Annotated in this window: 13 protein-coding genes; 11 read left to right on the top strand and 2 right to left on the bottom strand. The window is 73.3% G+C overall.

Annotated features, from left to right (window positions below; all coding sequences use genetic code 11):
- Window positions 1–289 precede the first annotated feature (289 nt).
- From fmt to AC0VYN_RS23925, 11 genes are all read left to right on the top strand, one after another.
- Window positions 290–1222, top strand: coding sequence for a methionyl-tRNA formyltransferase (fmt, locus tag AC0VYN_RS23975; RefSeq protein WP_475532647.1), 933 nt, complete (start codon window positions 290–292; stop codon window positions 1220–1222).
- A gap of 74 nt (window positions 1223–1296) precedes the next feature.
- Window positions 1297–2718 (top strand): RsmB/NOP family class I SAM-dependent RNA methyltransferase, encoded by a 1422-nt coding sequence (locus tag AC0VYN_RS23970; RefSeq protein ID WP_475532646.1) that lies wholly within the window; start codon window positions 1297–1299, stop codon window positions 2716–2718.
- Window positions 2719–2839: 121 nt separating this feature from the next.
- Window positions 2840–3526: a ribulose-phosphate 3-epimerase gene (gene rpe / locus AC0VYN_RS23965; RefSeq protein WP_475532645.1), complete on the top strand. Its 687-nt coding sequence runs from the start codon at window positions 2840–2842 to the stop codon at window positions 3524–3526.
- 77 nt (window positions 3527–3603) lie between these two features.
- Entirely contained in the window at window positions 3604–4647 is a 1044-nt protein-coding gene (locus AC0VYN_RS23960; RefSeq protein ID WP_385457845.1) for a sugar-binding transcriptional regulator, read from the top strand.
- 24 nt (window positions 4648–4671) lie between these two features.
- A complete protein-coding gene (locus AC0VYN_RS23955; RefSeq protein ID WP_475532644.1) occupies window positions 4672–5001 on the top strand; it encodes a barstar family protein in 330 nt (109 codons plus the stop codon).
- A gap of 132 nt (window positions 5002–5133) precedes the next feature.
- On the top strand, window positions 5134–6576 hold the full coding sequence (locus AC0VYN_RS23950) for a GuaB1 family IMP dehydrogenase-related protein (RefSeq protein WP_475532643.1): 1443 nt from the start codon (window positions 5134–5136) through the stop codon (window positions 6574–6576).
- Between the two features lie 465 nt (window positions 6577–7041).
- Entirely contained in the window at window positions 7042–8538 is a 1497-nt protein-coding gene (locus AC0VYN_RS23945) for an amino acid permease (protein ID WP_475532642.1), read from the top strand.
- A gap of 10 nt (window positions 8539–8548) precedes the next feature.
- A complete protein-coding gene (locus AC0VYN_RS23940; RefSeq protein WP_385457837.1) occupies window positions 8549–9001 on the top strand; it encodes an Lrp/AsnC family transcriptional regulator in 453 nt (150 codons plus the stop codon).
- Between the two features lie 138 nt (window positions 9002–9139).
- Window positions 9140–10345, top strand: coding sequence for an MFS transporter (locus AC0VYN_RS23935; RefSeq protein WP_475532641.1), 1206 nt, complete (start codon window positions 9140–9142; stop codon window positions 10343–10345).
- Window positions 10346–10561: 216 nt separating this feature from the next.
- A complete protein-coding gene (locus AC0VYN_RS23930) occupies window positions 10562–11350 on the top strand; it encodes a carbon-nitrogen hydrolase family protein (protein WP_475532640.1) in 789 nt (262 codons plus the stop codon).
- A gap of 47 nt (window positions 11351–11397) precedes the next feature.
- Window positions 11398–13095, top strand: coding sequence for a flavin monoamine oxidase family protein (locus tag AC0VYN_RS23925; RefSeq protein ID WP_475532639.1), 1698 nt, complete (start codon window positions 11398–11400; stop codon window positions 13093–13095).
- A 75-nt stretch (window positions 13096–13170) separates the two neighbouring features.
- On the opposite strand, the gene AC0VYN_RS23920 is transcribed toward AC0VYN_RS23925, so the two are convergent.
- Window positions 13171–14100 (bottom strand): LLM class F420-dependent oxidoreductase, encoded by a 930-nt coding sequence (locus AC0VYN_RS23920; RefSeq protein ID WP_475532638.1) that lies wholly within the window; start codon window positions 14098–14100, stop codon window positions 13171–13173.
- Window positions 14101–14201: 101 nt separating this feature from the next.
- Window positions 14202–14897: a DUF5995 family protein gene (locus AC0VYN_RS23915; protein ID WP_385457828.1), complete on the bottom strand. Its 696-nt coding sequence runs from the start codon at window positions 14895–14897 to the stop codon at window positions 14202–14204.
- Window positions 14898–14972: the final 75 nt, after the last annotated feature.

Genomic DNA, 14972 nt, shown 5'->3' with positions numbered 1-14972 from the left:
GGACGGCCCTGTGGTCAACTCTTCCTTGACCAACGCGTGGGCGCTCCGCTGGTCACGGGGTGGGGGCGTGCGGGCATATGCGTGCGCCCTCCCGGCGGGGTGTGCGCCTCGGCCCGCGGCCGCCGGTCCCCGGCTCTCCTCTCCCGTGCGCGCGCCACCCGTCTCCGGCCGTCCGGGAGGCGGCAGTCCGCCGTCGTGGCGCCGCGCCGTCCGCGGCTTCCCTCCCGTGGCGGGCTCGTAGACTGGTGCGTCGCCCGCACCGCCCCCGCCCGAGAGGCCCGTCCCACCCATGAAGCTGGTCTTCGCCGGTACCCCCGAGGTCGCCGTTCCCGCCCTGGACGCCCTGATCGCCTCCGGGCGCCACGAGGTGGCCGCCGTCGTCACGCGGCCCGACGCGCCGGCCGGGCGCGGGCGCCGGCTGGTCGCCTCTCCCGTGGCCGAGCGCGCGGAGGAGGCCGGGATCGAGGTGCTCAAGCCCGCGAAGCCCCGCGACCCGGAGTTCCTCGAGCGGCTGCGCGAGATCGCGCCCGACTGCTGCCCCGTCGTCGCCTACGGCGCCCTGCTGCCCCGCGTCGCCCTGGACGTGCCCGCCCAGGGCTGGGTCAACCTGCACTTCTCGCTGCTGCCCGCCTGGCGCGGTGCCGCGCCCGTGCAGCACGCGCTGATGGCGGGGGACGAGATCACCGGGGCGTCCACCTTCCTCATCGAGGAGGGCCTCGACTCCGGGCCCGTCTACGGGACGGTCACCGAGACCATCCGCCCCACCGACACCAGCGGCGACCTGCTGACCCGCCTCGCCTTCGCCGGCGCCGGACTGCTCGCCGCCACCATGGACGGCATCGAGGACGGAAGCCTGAAGGCCGTCCCGCAGCCCACCGAGGGCGTCACCCTCGCGCCGAAGATCACCGTCGAGGACGCCCGGATCGACTGGGCCGCCCCGGCCCTGCGCGTCGACCGGGTTGTGCGCGGCTGCACCCCGGCGCCCGGCGCCTGGACCACGTTCCGCGGCGAGCGGCTCAAGCTGGTCCAGGCGCGGCCCGTGCCAGACCGGACCGACCTCGCCCCGGGGCAGCTCGCCGCCGGCAAGAACGACGTGTACGCCGGCACCGGCTCGTACGCCGTCGAGCTGCTGTGGGTGCAGGCACAGGGCAAGAAGCCGATGCGCGCCGCGGACTGGGCGCGCGGGGTGCGGATCGCCGAGGGCGAGCTGCTCGGCGGCTGACCCGGCCGTCACCCCCGGCCGGCCCGACGTACGCTGGTGAGCGCACTTCACCCCACAACCGGAGCACCTTTTTCGTGAGCGAGCAGCCTCGTCGTCCCCGCAAGCCCGGCAAGCCGTACCGCAGGCCCCAGAAGGACCCCGTCCGCATCCTCGCCTTCGAGGCGCTCAGGGCGGTGGACGAACGGGACGCGTACGCCAACCTCGTCCTGCCGCCGCTGCTGCGCCGGGCGCGGGAGAACGACGAGGGGTTCGACGCCCGGGACGCCGCGCTCGCGACCGAGCTGGTGTACGGGACGCTGCGCCGGCAGGGGACGTACGACGCGATCGTCGCCGCCTGCGTCGACCGGCCGCTGCGGGAGGTCGACCCGCCGGTGCTGGACGTCCTCGGTCTCGGCGTGCACCAGCTCCTCGGGACGCGCATCCCGAGCCACGCGGCGGTGTCCGCCTCCGTCGAGCTGGCGCGCGTCGTGCTGGGCGACGGGCGGGCCAAGTTCGTGAACGCCGTGCTCCGCAAGGTGGCGCAGGACGATCTCGACGGCTGGCTCGAGCGGGTCGCGCCGCCCTACGACGAGGACCCCGAGGACCACCTCGCCGTCGTGCACTCGCACCCGCGCTGGGTCGTCTCCGCGCTGTGGGACTCGCTCGGTGGCGGCCGGGCCGGCATCGAGGAGCTGCTGGCCGCCGACAACGAGCGGCCCGAGGTCACCCTGGTCGCCCGGCCCGGCCGGGCGACGACCGGGGAACTGCTCGAGGAGGAGGCGGCCGTCCCGGGGCGCTGGTCGCCGTACGCGGTGCGGCTCAGCGAGGGCGGCGAGCCCGGGGCCGTCGAGGCGGTGCGCGAGAACCGGGCGGGCGTGCAGGACGAGGGCAGCCAGCTCGTCGCGCTCGCCCTCGCCAACGCGCCGCTGGACGGGCCCGACCGGCGCTGGCTGGACGGCTGCGCGGGGCCCGGCGGCAAGGCGGCGCTGCTGGGCGCCCTGGCGGCGGAGCGGGGCGCCTTCCTGCTCGCCTCCGAGAAGCAGCCGCACCGGGCGGGGCTCGTGGCCAGGGCGCTGGACGGCAATCCGGGTCCGTACCAGGTGATCGCCGCCGACGGGACCCGCCCGCCCTGGCGGCCCGGGAGCTTCGACCGCGTCCTGGTCGACGTGCCGTGCACCGGCCTCGGCGCCCTGCGCCGCCGCCCGGAGGCGCGCTGGCGGCGCCGGCCCGAGGACCTGGACGGGTTCGCCCCGCTCCAGCGCGGGCTGCTGGGCAACGCCCTGCAGGCCGTCCGGGTCGGCGGTGTCGTCGGCTACGCGACCTGCTCGCCCCACCTCGCCGAGACCCGCGCCGTCGTCGCCGACGTGCTCAAGCAGCACCCCGGGACGGAGCTCCTCGACGCCCGCCCCCTCCTCCCCGGAGTCCCGGACCTGGGCGACGGCCCCGACATCCAGCTGTGGCCCCACCTCCACGGCACGGACGCGATGTACCTGACCCTGATCCGCCGCACCGCATAACGCGCCCCGAAGGGGCGCGGGGAACGGCGCGACCGGCCCCCACCGCCCCGCGGCCGAAGAACAACCGCATCCCCCGGTACCGATGCCCCCCACCCCCGGCGGGCATGGCAGGCTTGGGGGCATGGCCGCGCAGATCAACCCCAGCATCCTGTCCGCCGACTTCGCCCGCCTCGCGGACGAGGCCAAGGCGGTCGGGGGAGCCGACTGGCTCCACGTCGACGTCATGGACAACCACTTCGTCCCCAACCTCACGCTCGGCGTGCCGGTGGTGGAGTCCCTGGCCCGGGCGACGGACACCCCGCTGGACTGCCACCTCATGATCGAGGCGCCCGACCGGTGGGCGCCCCAGTACGTGGAGGCCGGCGCCGGTTCCGTCACCTTCCACGTAGAGGCGGCCTCCGCGCCGGTCAGGCTCGCCCGCGAGATCCGGGCCAAGGGCGCCCGCGCCTCCATGGCGCTGCGGCCCGCGACGCCGATCGAGCCGTACGAGGACCTGCTGCCCGAGCTCGACATGCTGCTGATCATGACGGTTGAACCGGGCTTCGGCGGGCAGGCGTTCCTCGACATCATGCTTCCGAAGATCCGCCGCAGCCGTGAGCTGATCAAGAAGCACGGCCTGGAGCTGTGGCTGCAGGTCGACGGCGGTGTCTCGGCGTCCACGATCGAGCAGTGCGCCGACGCCGGCGCCGACGTCTTCGTCGCGGGTTCCGCCGTGTACGGGGCGTCCGACCCGGCCGAGGCGGTACGTGCACTGCGCAATCAGGCCGAGGCGGCGACCGCCAAGGCGTCCTGGGCGTGCGACCACTGAGGAACAGAACGTGAACGGCTCCCATCAGGGCTGATCGAGTGCGCCGAATCTGCGAGGATGAACGGCGAATCCAGAGTGTGAACAGCAGTGAGGAGATCGCCGTGTCGGGTATGTCGGCGGGCCGTTCAGCCATGCGGATGGGACCCGCTGAGCTGGTCCAGGCGGCGGCCATGGCCCGCCGCTTCTACCTCGAGGGCAAGTCCAAGATCCAGATCGCGGAGGAGTTCGGCGTCAGCCGCTTCAAGGTGGCCCGGGTCCTCGAGACCGCCCTCGAGCGGGACCTTGTACGAATCGAGATCCGGGTGCCCGCCGAGCTGGACGCGGAGCGCTCGGACGCCCTGCGGGCCCGCTACGGCCTCAGGCACGCCGTCGTGGTGGAGTCCCCGGCCGACGCCGAGGAGACCCCCGACCCCGAGAACCTGGGCGAGGTGGCCGCCGACCTGCTCGGCGAGCTGGTCAACGAGGGCGACGTGCTCGGCCTCGCCTGGGGCCGCTCCACGATCCACATGGCGGCGGCGCTGGACCGGCTGCCGCCGTGCACGGTGGTGCAGCTGACGGGCGTGTACGACGCCGGGACCGCCGAGCGCGGCTCGGTCGAGGCCGTCCGCCGCGCCGCCCAGGTGTCCGGCGGCGACGCCCACCCCATCTACGCCCCGATGCTGCTGCCGGACGCGGCCACCGCGACGGCGCTGCGCCACCAGACCGGGATCGCCCGGGCCTTCGAGTACTTCGACAAGGTCACGGTCGCCTGCGTCTCCATCGGCTCCTGGGAGCCGGGCATCTCGACGGTGCACGACATGCTCAGCGACGAGGAGCGCGCGCACTACGCGTCGCTCGGTGTCGCCGCCGAGATGTCCGCGCACCTCTTCGACGCCGAGGGGCGCCGGGTGGGCCGGGACCTGGGGGAGCGGTGCATCACGGTCACGGCCGACCAGCTCCGCCGCATCCCCGAGGTCGTCGCGATCGCGGGCGGTCAGCGCAAGGCGGGGGCCATCGACGCCGTGCTGCGGTCCGGCCTGGTCACCAGCCTGGTGACGGACACGTCGGCCGCGGACTACCTGATGACGGCGGGCACGACGCCGAAGCCGACGCTCAACCGCTCGGACCCCGACGGGGTCTGACGGACGATCAGGAGGAGGACGGGCATGACGGAGGACCCCGCGGGCCGGCTCGTGGTCGCGCTGGACCTCGACGGGGTCACGGACAAGGCGGGCCTCATGGACCGCTGCGCCCGGGCCCTGGACCTGCCCGACTGGTTCGGCCGCAACTGGGACGCCCTCGCCGACTCCCTCGCCGACCCGTCCGTCTGGCCGGGGGAGGCGGCGGAGCGGGGCCTGCTGCTCCTCGTGCGCGGCTGGCGCGGGTACGCCGAGGCGCGGCCGGACGAGTGGGCCGTCGCCGAGGAGGTCTTCGCGGAGGCCACCGACCGCGGCCCGGGGCTCTTCGTGACCCTGGGGCCTGGAGAATCCTCCTAGAGGGCCGCTGACCAGCCTGGATGATTCGCCCGGGGATATTCGCACGCCGGTCATGGGAGAATGAAGTACGTGCTCTTTCCCCCTGGCTGACCTGTCCGGGGGCCACCTCTGATCGACTGGGATGTGCAGCACGTGCGTTTCCTCAATGACATCCAGCCCTCGTACGACCTGACGTACGACGACGTCTTCATGGTGCCGAGCCGTTCCGCCGTCGGCTCCCGGCAGGGCGTGGACCTCGGCTCCCCGGACGGCACGGGCACCACCATCCCGCTGGTCGTCGCCAACATGACCGCCATCGCCGGACGCCGCATGGCCGAGACGGTGGCCCGTCGCGGCGGCCTCGTGGTCATCCCGCAGGACATCCCGATCGAGGTCGTCACCGACGTCGTCACCTGGGTGAAGAGCCGCCACCTCGTCCTGGACACCCCGATCGTGCTGGCCCCGCACCAGACCGTCGCCGACGCGCTCTCGCTGCTGCCCAAGCGCGCGCACAACGCCGGTGTCGTCGTCGACGGGGACGACCGGCCCGTCGGCGTGGTCACCGACAACGACCTGACCGGCGTGGACCGCTTCACCCAGCTCGAAGAGGTCATGTCCAAGGACCTGATCCTGATCGACGCGGACCTGGACCCGCGCGAGGCCTTCAACACCCTCGACGCCGCCAACCGCCGCTACGCGCCCGCCGTGGACGGGGACGGCCGCCTGGCCGGCATCCTCACCCGCAGGGGCGCCCTGCGCGCCACGCTGTACACCCCGGCCACCGACGCGCAGGGCCGGCTCCGCATCGCCGCCGCCGTCGGCATCAACGGCGACGTGGCGGGCAAGGCCAAGCAGCTGCTGGACGCCGGCGTGGACACCCTCGTCATCGACACCGCGCACGGCCACCAGGAGTCGATGATCGGCGCCGTCAAGCTGGTGCGCGACCTCGACCCGCAGGTGCCGATCGTGGCCGGCAACATCGTCTCCGCCGAGGGCGTGCGCGACCTGATCGAGGCGGGCGCGGACATCGTCAAGGTCGGCGTCGGCCCCGGCGCCATGTGCACCACCCGCATGATGACCGGCGTCGGCCGGCCGCAGTTCTCCGCCGTCCTGGAGTGCGCCGCCGAGGCGAGGAAGTACGGCAAGCACGTGTGGGCCGACGGCGGCATCCGCCACCCGCGCGACGTGGCCATGGCCCTCGCGGCCGGCGCGTCCAACGTGATGGTCGGCTCCTGGTTCGCCGGGACCTACGAGTCCCCGGGCGACCTCCAGCACGACGCCAACGGACGCCCCTACAAGGAGTCGTTCGGCATGGCCTCCGCGCGTGCGGTGCGCAACCGCACCTCGGAGGAGTCGGCGTACGACCGGGCCCGCAAGGCGCTGTTCGAGGAGGGCATCTCCACCTCCCGCATGTTCCTCGACCCGGCCCGCCCGGGCGTCGAGGACCTGATCGACTCGATCATCGCGGGCGTCCGCTCCTCCTGCACCTACGCCGGCGCCGCCTCCCTGGAGGAGTTCGCGGAGAAGGCCATCGTCGGCATCCAGAGCGCCGCCGGCTACGCCGAGGGCAAGCCGCTGCACGCCAGCTGGAGCTGACCCGCGAGGCTGTACCGTACGGCCCCCGTCCCTCCCGTCGCCCGGGTCGGACGGGGGCCGTACGTCGTTCCGCCGGCCCGGGCGACCGCCGCGTCGGAAGCCGCCGAGGCGCGGGCCGTCGCGGCGCTCCGGACGGATGCTGACCAGGCCCGATCCACCGTCCGTCCACCACCGCCCCGGCCCCTCGCGGGCGCCCTGCGCAACGCCCGACAGCCCCCGCGCAACGAACGCCCGCCCTGCCCCGGCGAACGCAACGATCGTGCGGAGACGCGCAAGGTTGCTGCATTACCCGGGGAACGTGTCGCTCATAGGGTTCTTCGCTGTACGTGGCGTGGCGGGGACCCCGCTCGGTGGGTTCCCGCTTCCGCGAGGGACGCCGCCGGTCCCCGCCGCTCCAGAAGCCCGCCGCGAGAGAGCCCGCTCGACACCGGGCGGCGCGACCGGCAGCGACAGAGGAGTCAACGCGTGCTCGAGCACGGCGCACCCCCGCACCACGACACACCGGCCGCCCCCGCGTCCCCGGGGCCGGCCGCGCGCCTCATGCGCCGCAAGCCCGTGGAACGGCTGGTCGCCGAGGGCGGCCAGGGCGAGGGCGGCAGCCTGCGCCGCTCCCTCGGCCTGTGGCAGCTCACCATGATCAGCATCGGTGCCACCCTCGGCACCGGCATCTTCGTCGTCCTCGGCGAGGCCGTCCCCAAGGCCGGCCCGGCCGTCACCCTCTCCTTCGTCATCGCCGGCCTGACGGCGCTCTTCTCGGCCCTGTCCTACGCCGAGCTGGCCGGCACCATCCCGGTCGCCGGCTCCTCGTACTCGTACGCCTACGCCACCCTGGGCGAGCTGGTCGCCTGGATCTGCGGCTGGTGCCTCGTGCTGGAGTACGGCGTCTCCGTGGCCGCCGTGGCCGTCGGCTGGGGCGAGTACCTGAACGAACTCCTCGACGGCACCCTCGGCGTCACCATCCCGGACGCCCTGTCGGCGCCGCCCGGCGACGGCGGGATCTTCAACCTGCCCGCGCTGGTCGTGGTGCTCCTCGCCATGACGTTCCTGCTGGGCGGTGCCCGCGAGTCGGCCCGCGCCAACACGGTCATGGTCGTCGTCAAGATCGCCGCGCTGGTGCTGTTCTGCGCCATCGGCGTTCAGGGCTTCCGCTCCGGCAACTACGAGAACTTCATGCCGCTCGGCATGGCCGGCGTCAGCGCGGCCGGCGCGACGCTGTTCTTCTCGTACATCGGTTTCGACGCCGCCTCCACGGCCGGTGAGGAGGCGAAGAACGCCCAGCGCGACCTGCCCCGCGCGATCATGCTCTCCCTCGTCATCGTCACCCTGCTGTACGTCCTCGTCGCCGCCGTCGCCGTCGGCGCCAAGCCCTGGAAGGGCTTCACGGACTCCGAGGCCGCGCTCGCCCAGATCATGACCGACGTCACGGGGCAGAGCTTCTGGGGCACCCTCCTGGCCTTCTGCGCGGTCGTCGCCATCGCCAGCGTCGTGCTGACCGTCCTCTACGGCCAGACCCGCGTCCTGTTCGCCATGTCCCGCGACGGACTGGTGCCCAAGGTGTTCTCCAGGGTCCACCCGAAGACCGGCGCTCCCCGCGCCAACACCCTGATCGTCTCGCTGTTCTGCGGCGTCCTGGCCGCCGCCATCCCGCTCGGCCAGCTCGCCGACGCCACCAGCATCGGCACGCTGTTCGCCTTCGCCCTGGTCAACGTGGCCGTCGTGGTGCTGCGCCGGACCCGCCCGGACATGCCCCGCACCTTCCGGGTGCCGCTGTCCCCGGTCCTGCCGGCCCTGGGCTTCGCCCTCTGCGTCTGGATGATGGGCAGCCTGTCCACCGTCACCTGGGTGGTCTTCGGAATCTGGATGGCCGCCGGGCTCGTGTTCTACTTCGTGTACGGCTACCGCCGCTCCCGACTCGCCACACCGGACACGTCCCAGGTCCGGGACGCATCAGAAGTGAAGTGAACGACCCGCAGTGCTGAACGATCTCGACGAACGCATCGTGCACGCCCTCGCCGAGGACGCCCGCCGCTCCTACGCGGACATCGGGCAGTCGGTCGGCCTGTCCGCGCCCGCCGTGAAACGGCGCGTGGACAGGCTGCGCGCCACCGGGGCCATCACCGGCTTCACGGTGCGGGTCGACCCCGCCGCGCTCGGCTGGGAGACCGAGGGCTTCGTCGAGATCTTCTGCCGCCGCAACACCTCGCCGGAGACCATCCACCGGGGACTGGAGCGGTACCAGGAGGTCGTGGCCGCGTCCACCGTCACCGGGGACGCGGACGCGATCGCCCAGGTCTTCGCCGCCGACATGCGGCACTTCGAACGGGTCCTGGAGCGGATCGCCGGGGAGCCCTTCGTGGAACGCACCAAGTCCGTGCTGGTGCTCTCGCCGCTGCTGCGGCGCTTCTCGTCCGGGTCGCCCGCATAAACGCTGGGCCCGCGGCGCCGTCCCGTCTACCATCGGTGCCATGACCTGGCGACATTGATCCACCAGCCGTGCCCGCTCCCGAGGGCCGCCTCGGACGCCGTACCCCCGGTGTCCGATCCGCTCCCTCGGGAAGGCCTCATGACTCACGCACCCACACGTGTGCCGCCCGCCGGTTACCGGCGGCTGACGGCCACGCTGTACGGCTACGCGTTCCTCGACGACTTCGTCCTGCTGTACCCGGTGTACGCGCTGCTCTTCAGCGACGCCGGTCTGTCCGTCTGGCAGATCTCCTCGCTCTTCGCCCTGTGGTCGGTCACCGGCGTCCTGCTGGAGGTGCCCTCCGGCGCCTGGGCCGACGCCGTGTCCCGGCGGCTGCTGCTGTGGCTCGGCCCGCTGCTCACCGCCGCCGGCTTCGCCCTGTGGGTGCTCGTCCCGTCCTACGGCGCCTTCGCGCTGGGCTTCGTGCTGTGGGGCACCGGGGGAGCGCTCGTGTCCGGCACGCTGGAGGCGCTGGTCCACGACGAGCTGGACCGGCTCGGCGCCGCCGACCGGTACGCCCGGGTCATGGGCCGGGCCCGCTCGGCCGGTCTGGTGGCCGTGATGGCCGCGATGGGCCTGGCCGGACCGGTGATCGCCCGTGGCGGCTACCCGGCGGTGGGAGCGGCGAGCATCCTGGTCTGCCTGCTGGCGGCGGCCCTCGCGACCCGGTTCCCCGAGCACCGCGCGCCGAGGGAGGGCGGCGACGGGTGGGCCTCGGCCCTGCGCTCCGGTCTCGCCGCGGCCCGCGCCGACCGGTCCGTGCGCGGTGCGCTGCTGCTCGTGCCGGCGGTAGGGGCCGTGTGGGGCGCCCTCGACGAGTACACGCCCCTGCTGGTGCGCGACACCGGCGTGGCCGAGGCGACCGTGCCGTGGCTGCTCCTGCTGATCTGGGCCGGCCCCACCGTCGGGGGCCTGCTGGCCGGACCCGCCGAACGGCTCGGCAACGCCGGGTTCGGCGGGCTGCTCGCCGGGGCCGCGCTCGCCCTGGCCGTGGGGGCCGGCGCGGGGACGCCGGCGGGACTGGCGCTGGTCGCCGTCGCCTTCGGCGGCTTCCAGGTGGCCGGCGTGCTCGCCGACGCACGCCTCCAGCGGCGCATCGACGCCTCCGGCCGGGCGACCCTGACCTCGGTGGCGGGGTTCGGCACCGAGCTGGCCACGGTCGCGGTGTACGGGGCGTACGCCGTGGCCGGGACGCGGACGGGACACGGCGCCGCGTTCGCGGTCTTCGCCGTGCCGTACCTGGTGACGGCGGTGGTGCTGGTGGCCGCCCGGACCACGGCCCCGGCCGCCGGAACCCGGCCCTGAGACCACCCCGGCCGCCTCCCCGCCGCCTCGACGGGAGCAGGCCCCGTGCACCGAAGTGCGGGTGACGGGCGTGGCGCGCAACGAATCGCCGCGGTGCGCCCGGTGGACGCAACGATCCGCTCACCGGCGCGCAACGGCTCCTTCTTGTCCGGCCGAGTGCGCCGACCGTACCGTCTATGTCGCCCCCCGACCCCCTCCCACCGGTGAGGAACACGCATGCGCACCGCCCTGCTCCAGAGCTCCGGACGACCCGGCTCCACCGTCGAGAACCTCAAGGTCCTCGACGAGGCCGCGGGCCGCGCCGCCGCCGCGGGCGCCGGGCTGCTCGTCACCTCCGAGCTGTTCCTCACGGGGTACGCGATCGGCGACGGTATCGGCCGCCTCGCCGAGGCCGCCGACGGCGAGGCCGCCGACGCGATCGCGGAGACCGCCACGCGTCACGGCCTCGCCGTCGCGTACGGCTACCCGGAGCGGGCCGGCGAGAGCGTCTTCAACTCCGTGCAGCTGATCTCCGCCGACGGCACCCGTCTGGCCAACTACCGCAAGACGCACCTCTTCGGCTGCTTCGAGCACGACCACTTCGTGCCCGGCGAGCAGCCGGTCGTGCAGGCCGAGCTGAACGGCCTCACCGTCGGCCTGATGATCTGCTACGACGTCGAGTTCCCGGAGAACGTGCGCGCCCACGCCCTGGCCGGCACCGACCTGCTGCTCGTGCCCACCGCGCAGATGCACCCGTTCCAGTTCGTCGCCGAGTCCGTCGTGCCCGTACGGGCCTTCGAGAACCAGATGTACGTGGCCTACGTCAACCGGGCCGGCCGGGAGGGCGAGTTCGAGTTCGTCGGGCTGTCCGTGCTCGCCGCCCCCGACGGCACCGCCCGCGCGCGGGCCGGGCGCACCGGGGAACTGCTCCTCGCCGACGCCGACCCGGCCTTCCTCGCCGCCTCCCGCGAGGCCAACCCGTATCTGAGAGACCGCCGCCCCGGCCTCTACCGGTCCCTCGTCTGACCCCCCACCGTCACCCCCGTTCCACCTGTGCAAGGAGTCCGTACCCCATGACGTCCACGGTGCCCAACGCGATCGAGCACGCAGACGAGCAGCAGCCGCCGATCACCATGTTCGGGCCGGACTTCCCCTACGCGTACGACGACTTCCTCGCCCACCCGGCGGGCCTCGGCCAGATACCCGCGACCGAGCACGGCAGCGAGGTCGCCGTCATCGGCGGTGGCCTGTCCGGCATCGTCGCCGCCTACGAGCTGATGAAGATGGGCCTCAAGCCCGTCGTCTACGAGGCCGACCGGATCGGCGGCCGGCTGCGGACCGTCGGCTTCGAGGGCTGCGACCCGTCGCTGACCGCGGAGATGGGCGCGATGCGCTTCCCGCCGTCCTCCACGGCGCTCCAGCACTACATCGACCTGGTGGGCCTCGAGACCCGTCCCTTCCCCAACCCCCTGGCGGAGGCGACGCCGTCCACCGTCGTCGACCTGAAGGGCGAGTCCCACTACGCCGAGACCCTCGACGACCTGCCCCAGGTCTACCGGGACGTGGCCGACGCCTGGGCCAGGTGCCTCGAAGAGGGCGCCGACTTCTCCGACATGAACCGCGCCCTGCGCGAGCGCGACGTCCCGCGCATCCGCGAGATCTGGGCGAAGCTGGTGGAGAAGCTCGACAACCAGACCTTCTACGGCTTCCTCTGCGACTCCGACGCCTTCTCGTCCTTCCGGCACCGCGAGATCTTCGGCCAGGTCGGCTTCGGCACCGGCGGCTGGGACACCGACTTCCCCAACTCCATCCTGGAGATCCTCCGCGTCGTCTACACCGAGGCCGACGACCACCACCGCGGCATAGTCGGCGGTTCCCAGCAACTGCCGCTGCGCCTGTGGGAGCGGGAGCCGGAGAAGATCGTCCACTGGCCGTACGGCACCTCGCTGGAGTCCCTGCACGTGGGCGGCGAGCCCCGCCCGGCCGTGACCCGCCTGAACCGCACCGCGGGCAACCGGATCACCGTGACCGACGCCGACGGCGACATCCGCACCTACCGGGCGGCCGTCTTCACCGCCCAGTCCTGGATGCTGCTCTCCAAGATCGCCTGCGACGACTCGCTCTTCCCGATCGACCACTGGACGGCGATCGAGCGGACCCACTACATGGAGTCCTCGAAGCTGTTCGTGCCCGTGGACCGGCCGTTCTGGCTCGACAAGGACGAGGAGACGGGCCGGGACGTCATGTCGATGACGCTCACCGACCGCATGACCCGCGGGACGTACCTGCTCGACGACGGGCCCGGCAAGCCCGCCGTCATCTGCCTCTCCTACACCTGGTGCGACGACAGCCTGAAGTGGCTGCCGCTGTCCGCGAACGAGCGGATGGAGGTCATGCTCAAGTCGCTCGGCGAGATCTACCCGAAGGTCGACATCCGCAAGCACGTCATCGGCAACCCGGTGACGGTCTCCTGGGAGAACGAGCCCTACTTCATGGGCGCGTTCAAGGCCAACCTTCCGGGCCACTACCGCTACCAGCGGCGCCTGTTCACCCACTTCATGCAGGAGGAACTGCCCGAGGACAAGCGGGGCATCTTCCTGGCCGGCGACGACATCTCCTGGACGGCCGGCTGGGCCGAGGGCGCCGTCCAGACCGCGCTCAACGCGGTCTGGGGCGTCATGCACCACTTCGGCGGGGAGACCGACGCGACCAACCCCGGCCCGGGCGACGTCTACGACGAGATCGCGCCCGTCGAACTGCCCGAGGACTAGGGCCTGTCGTTTGGATCAGGCCGGCTGTGACGGACGGCGCGTCCCGGCGGGCCGGCATGATCCAAACGACAGGCCTTAGATCCCGGCGGCCCTGGCCTTCTCGTACACCGCCGCGGCGACGTCCTTGAGCTCCTCGGCGTCGCGCAGGGATCCCTGGAGGTCGACGAGGATCTCGTCGAGGCCGATCTCCGCGTGGGCGGCCAGGTCCTCGACGATCTGGTCGACGCTCCCGTGGAAGGGGCGGCGCCCGGCGCCGTCCTCGCCGGCCGCCCGGTGGCGGGCGTTGACCCGCAGCACCGTGCGGATCGGCTCCGTACGGCCCCGTTCCTCGGCCAGGTCGCGCAGCAGGCGCCACTGCTCGGCCACGGCCTCGGCGCCCACGCCGTTCGGCAGCCAGCCGTCGGCGTGGTCGACCAGCCGGCGCCGGGCCCTGCCGCTGCCCGCCGCCAGCATGATCGGGATCGGCCGGGCGGGCTTGGGGCCGACCACGGCGGACGCGATCCTCGTGACGTGCCCGTCGTACACCACCGGGTCCGGACCCCACACGGCCCGGCACACCCCGATCAGCTCGTCCAGCGCCCGTCCGCGCTCGGCGAACGGCCGTACGGACGCCGCCGCGTACTCGTCGTGGGACCAGCCGGTGCCGAATCCCGCGACCACCCGGCCGCCGCTCGCCGCGTCCAGCGTGGCCAGCGACCTGGCCAGCTGGAACGGCACGTGCAGCGGGGCGACCAGCACGCTGGTGCCCAGCCGGGCCCTCTCGGTGGCCGCGGCGGCGAGGGTCAGGGTGACCAGCGGCTCGGCCACGCTCCGGTACGAGTCGGGCCAGGGCAGTCCCTCGATGCCGTACAGGCCCTGCGTGGCGGGCTCGGGGAACAGGGCCCGTTCGAAGACCCACAGGCTCTCGTAGCCCATCCGTTCCGCCGCGCGTGCCACGTCCGGGACGTCCTTGCCGATGTCGTACTGGCGCATCTGGGGGAGGCCGAGTCCGAGCCGGGTCGTCATGCCTGGTGCTCCTTCGCAGTCGGGTGCGATGTTGCCCAAGGGGCCAACGTACAGCCGAAGGAGGGGAGTTCCGGGCGTGCGCACCGGTGGCGCCGGCCGCGTCAGCCGGGCAGCGGAGTGAGCAGCATGCGGCCCGCGAAGCCCACCGCCGCGTCCAGCCGCTCGGTGAACTCCCCGGCCACGTCGGGCACCCGGCGCAGCGCCCACAGTGCCCGGGCCGCGGCCCAGGTGGCGTCGCGGGCGCGCTCCAGGCTCCAGGAGCCGAGCAGATGGGTCAGCGGGTCGGCGATCTGCAGCAGGTCGGGACCCGGCATCAGCTCGTCGCGGATGCGTTCCTCCAGCGACACGAGGAGATCGCCCACCCGGTCGAACTCGTCCTCCAGGTCGAAGGGTTCGCAGCCGAGCGTACGACAGGTGTCCACCACGGCCAGCGCGAGGTCGTGCCCGATGTGCGCGTTGATGCCCGCCAGCGCGAACTGCAGCGGTCGTACGCCGGGATGGCGGCGGAACTGGAACAGGGGCCGCCAGCACGCGGGCGGCCGGCGTCCGCTCTCCAGGGTGTCGACGGCGGTCAGATAGCGCTCCGCGAACCGCACGTCCAGCGCGATCGCGGCCCGGGCGTCCGGGAAGGCGCCCCGGTCGATGTGCCGGTCGACCGCCTCCGTGACCGCCAGGTAGACGCCGTTGAAGACGGCCACACCGTCCCGCGCGGGCAGCGTGGTGTCGAGGGCGCGCATCCGCTTCAGGACCGTGTCCACCGTCCGGGCGGCCGTCGGGAGTTGCTCGCAGTGCGCCATGGCCGCAGGGTCGCAGCTTTAGGGTGACGGCAGTGCCGGCGGGACCGACGCTTCCCCAGAACGGGGGAACGCGCC

The organism is Streptomyces sp. 63XJN7_1_ISO-PGPR-S23-121 (assembly GCF_056173025.1).
This window is presented reverse-complemented; position numbering and strand designations above follow the sequence as displayed.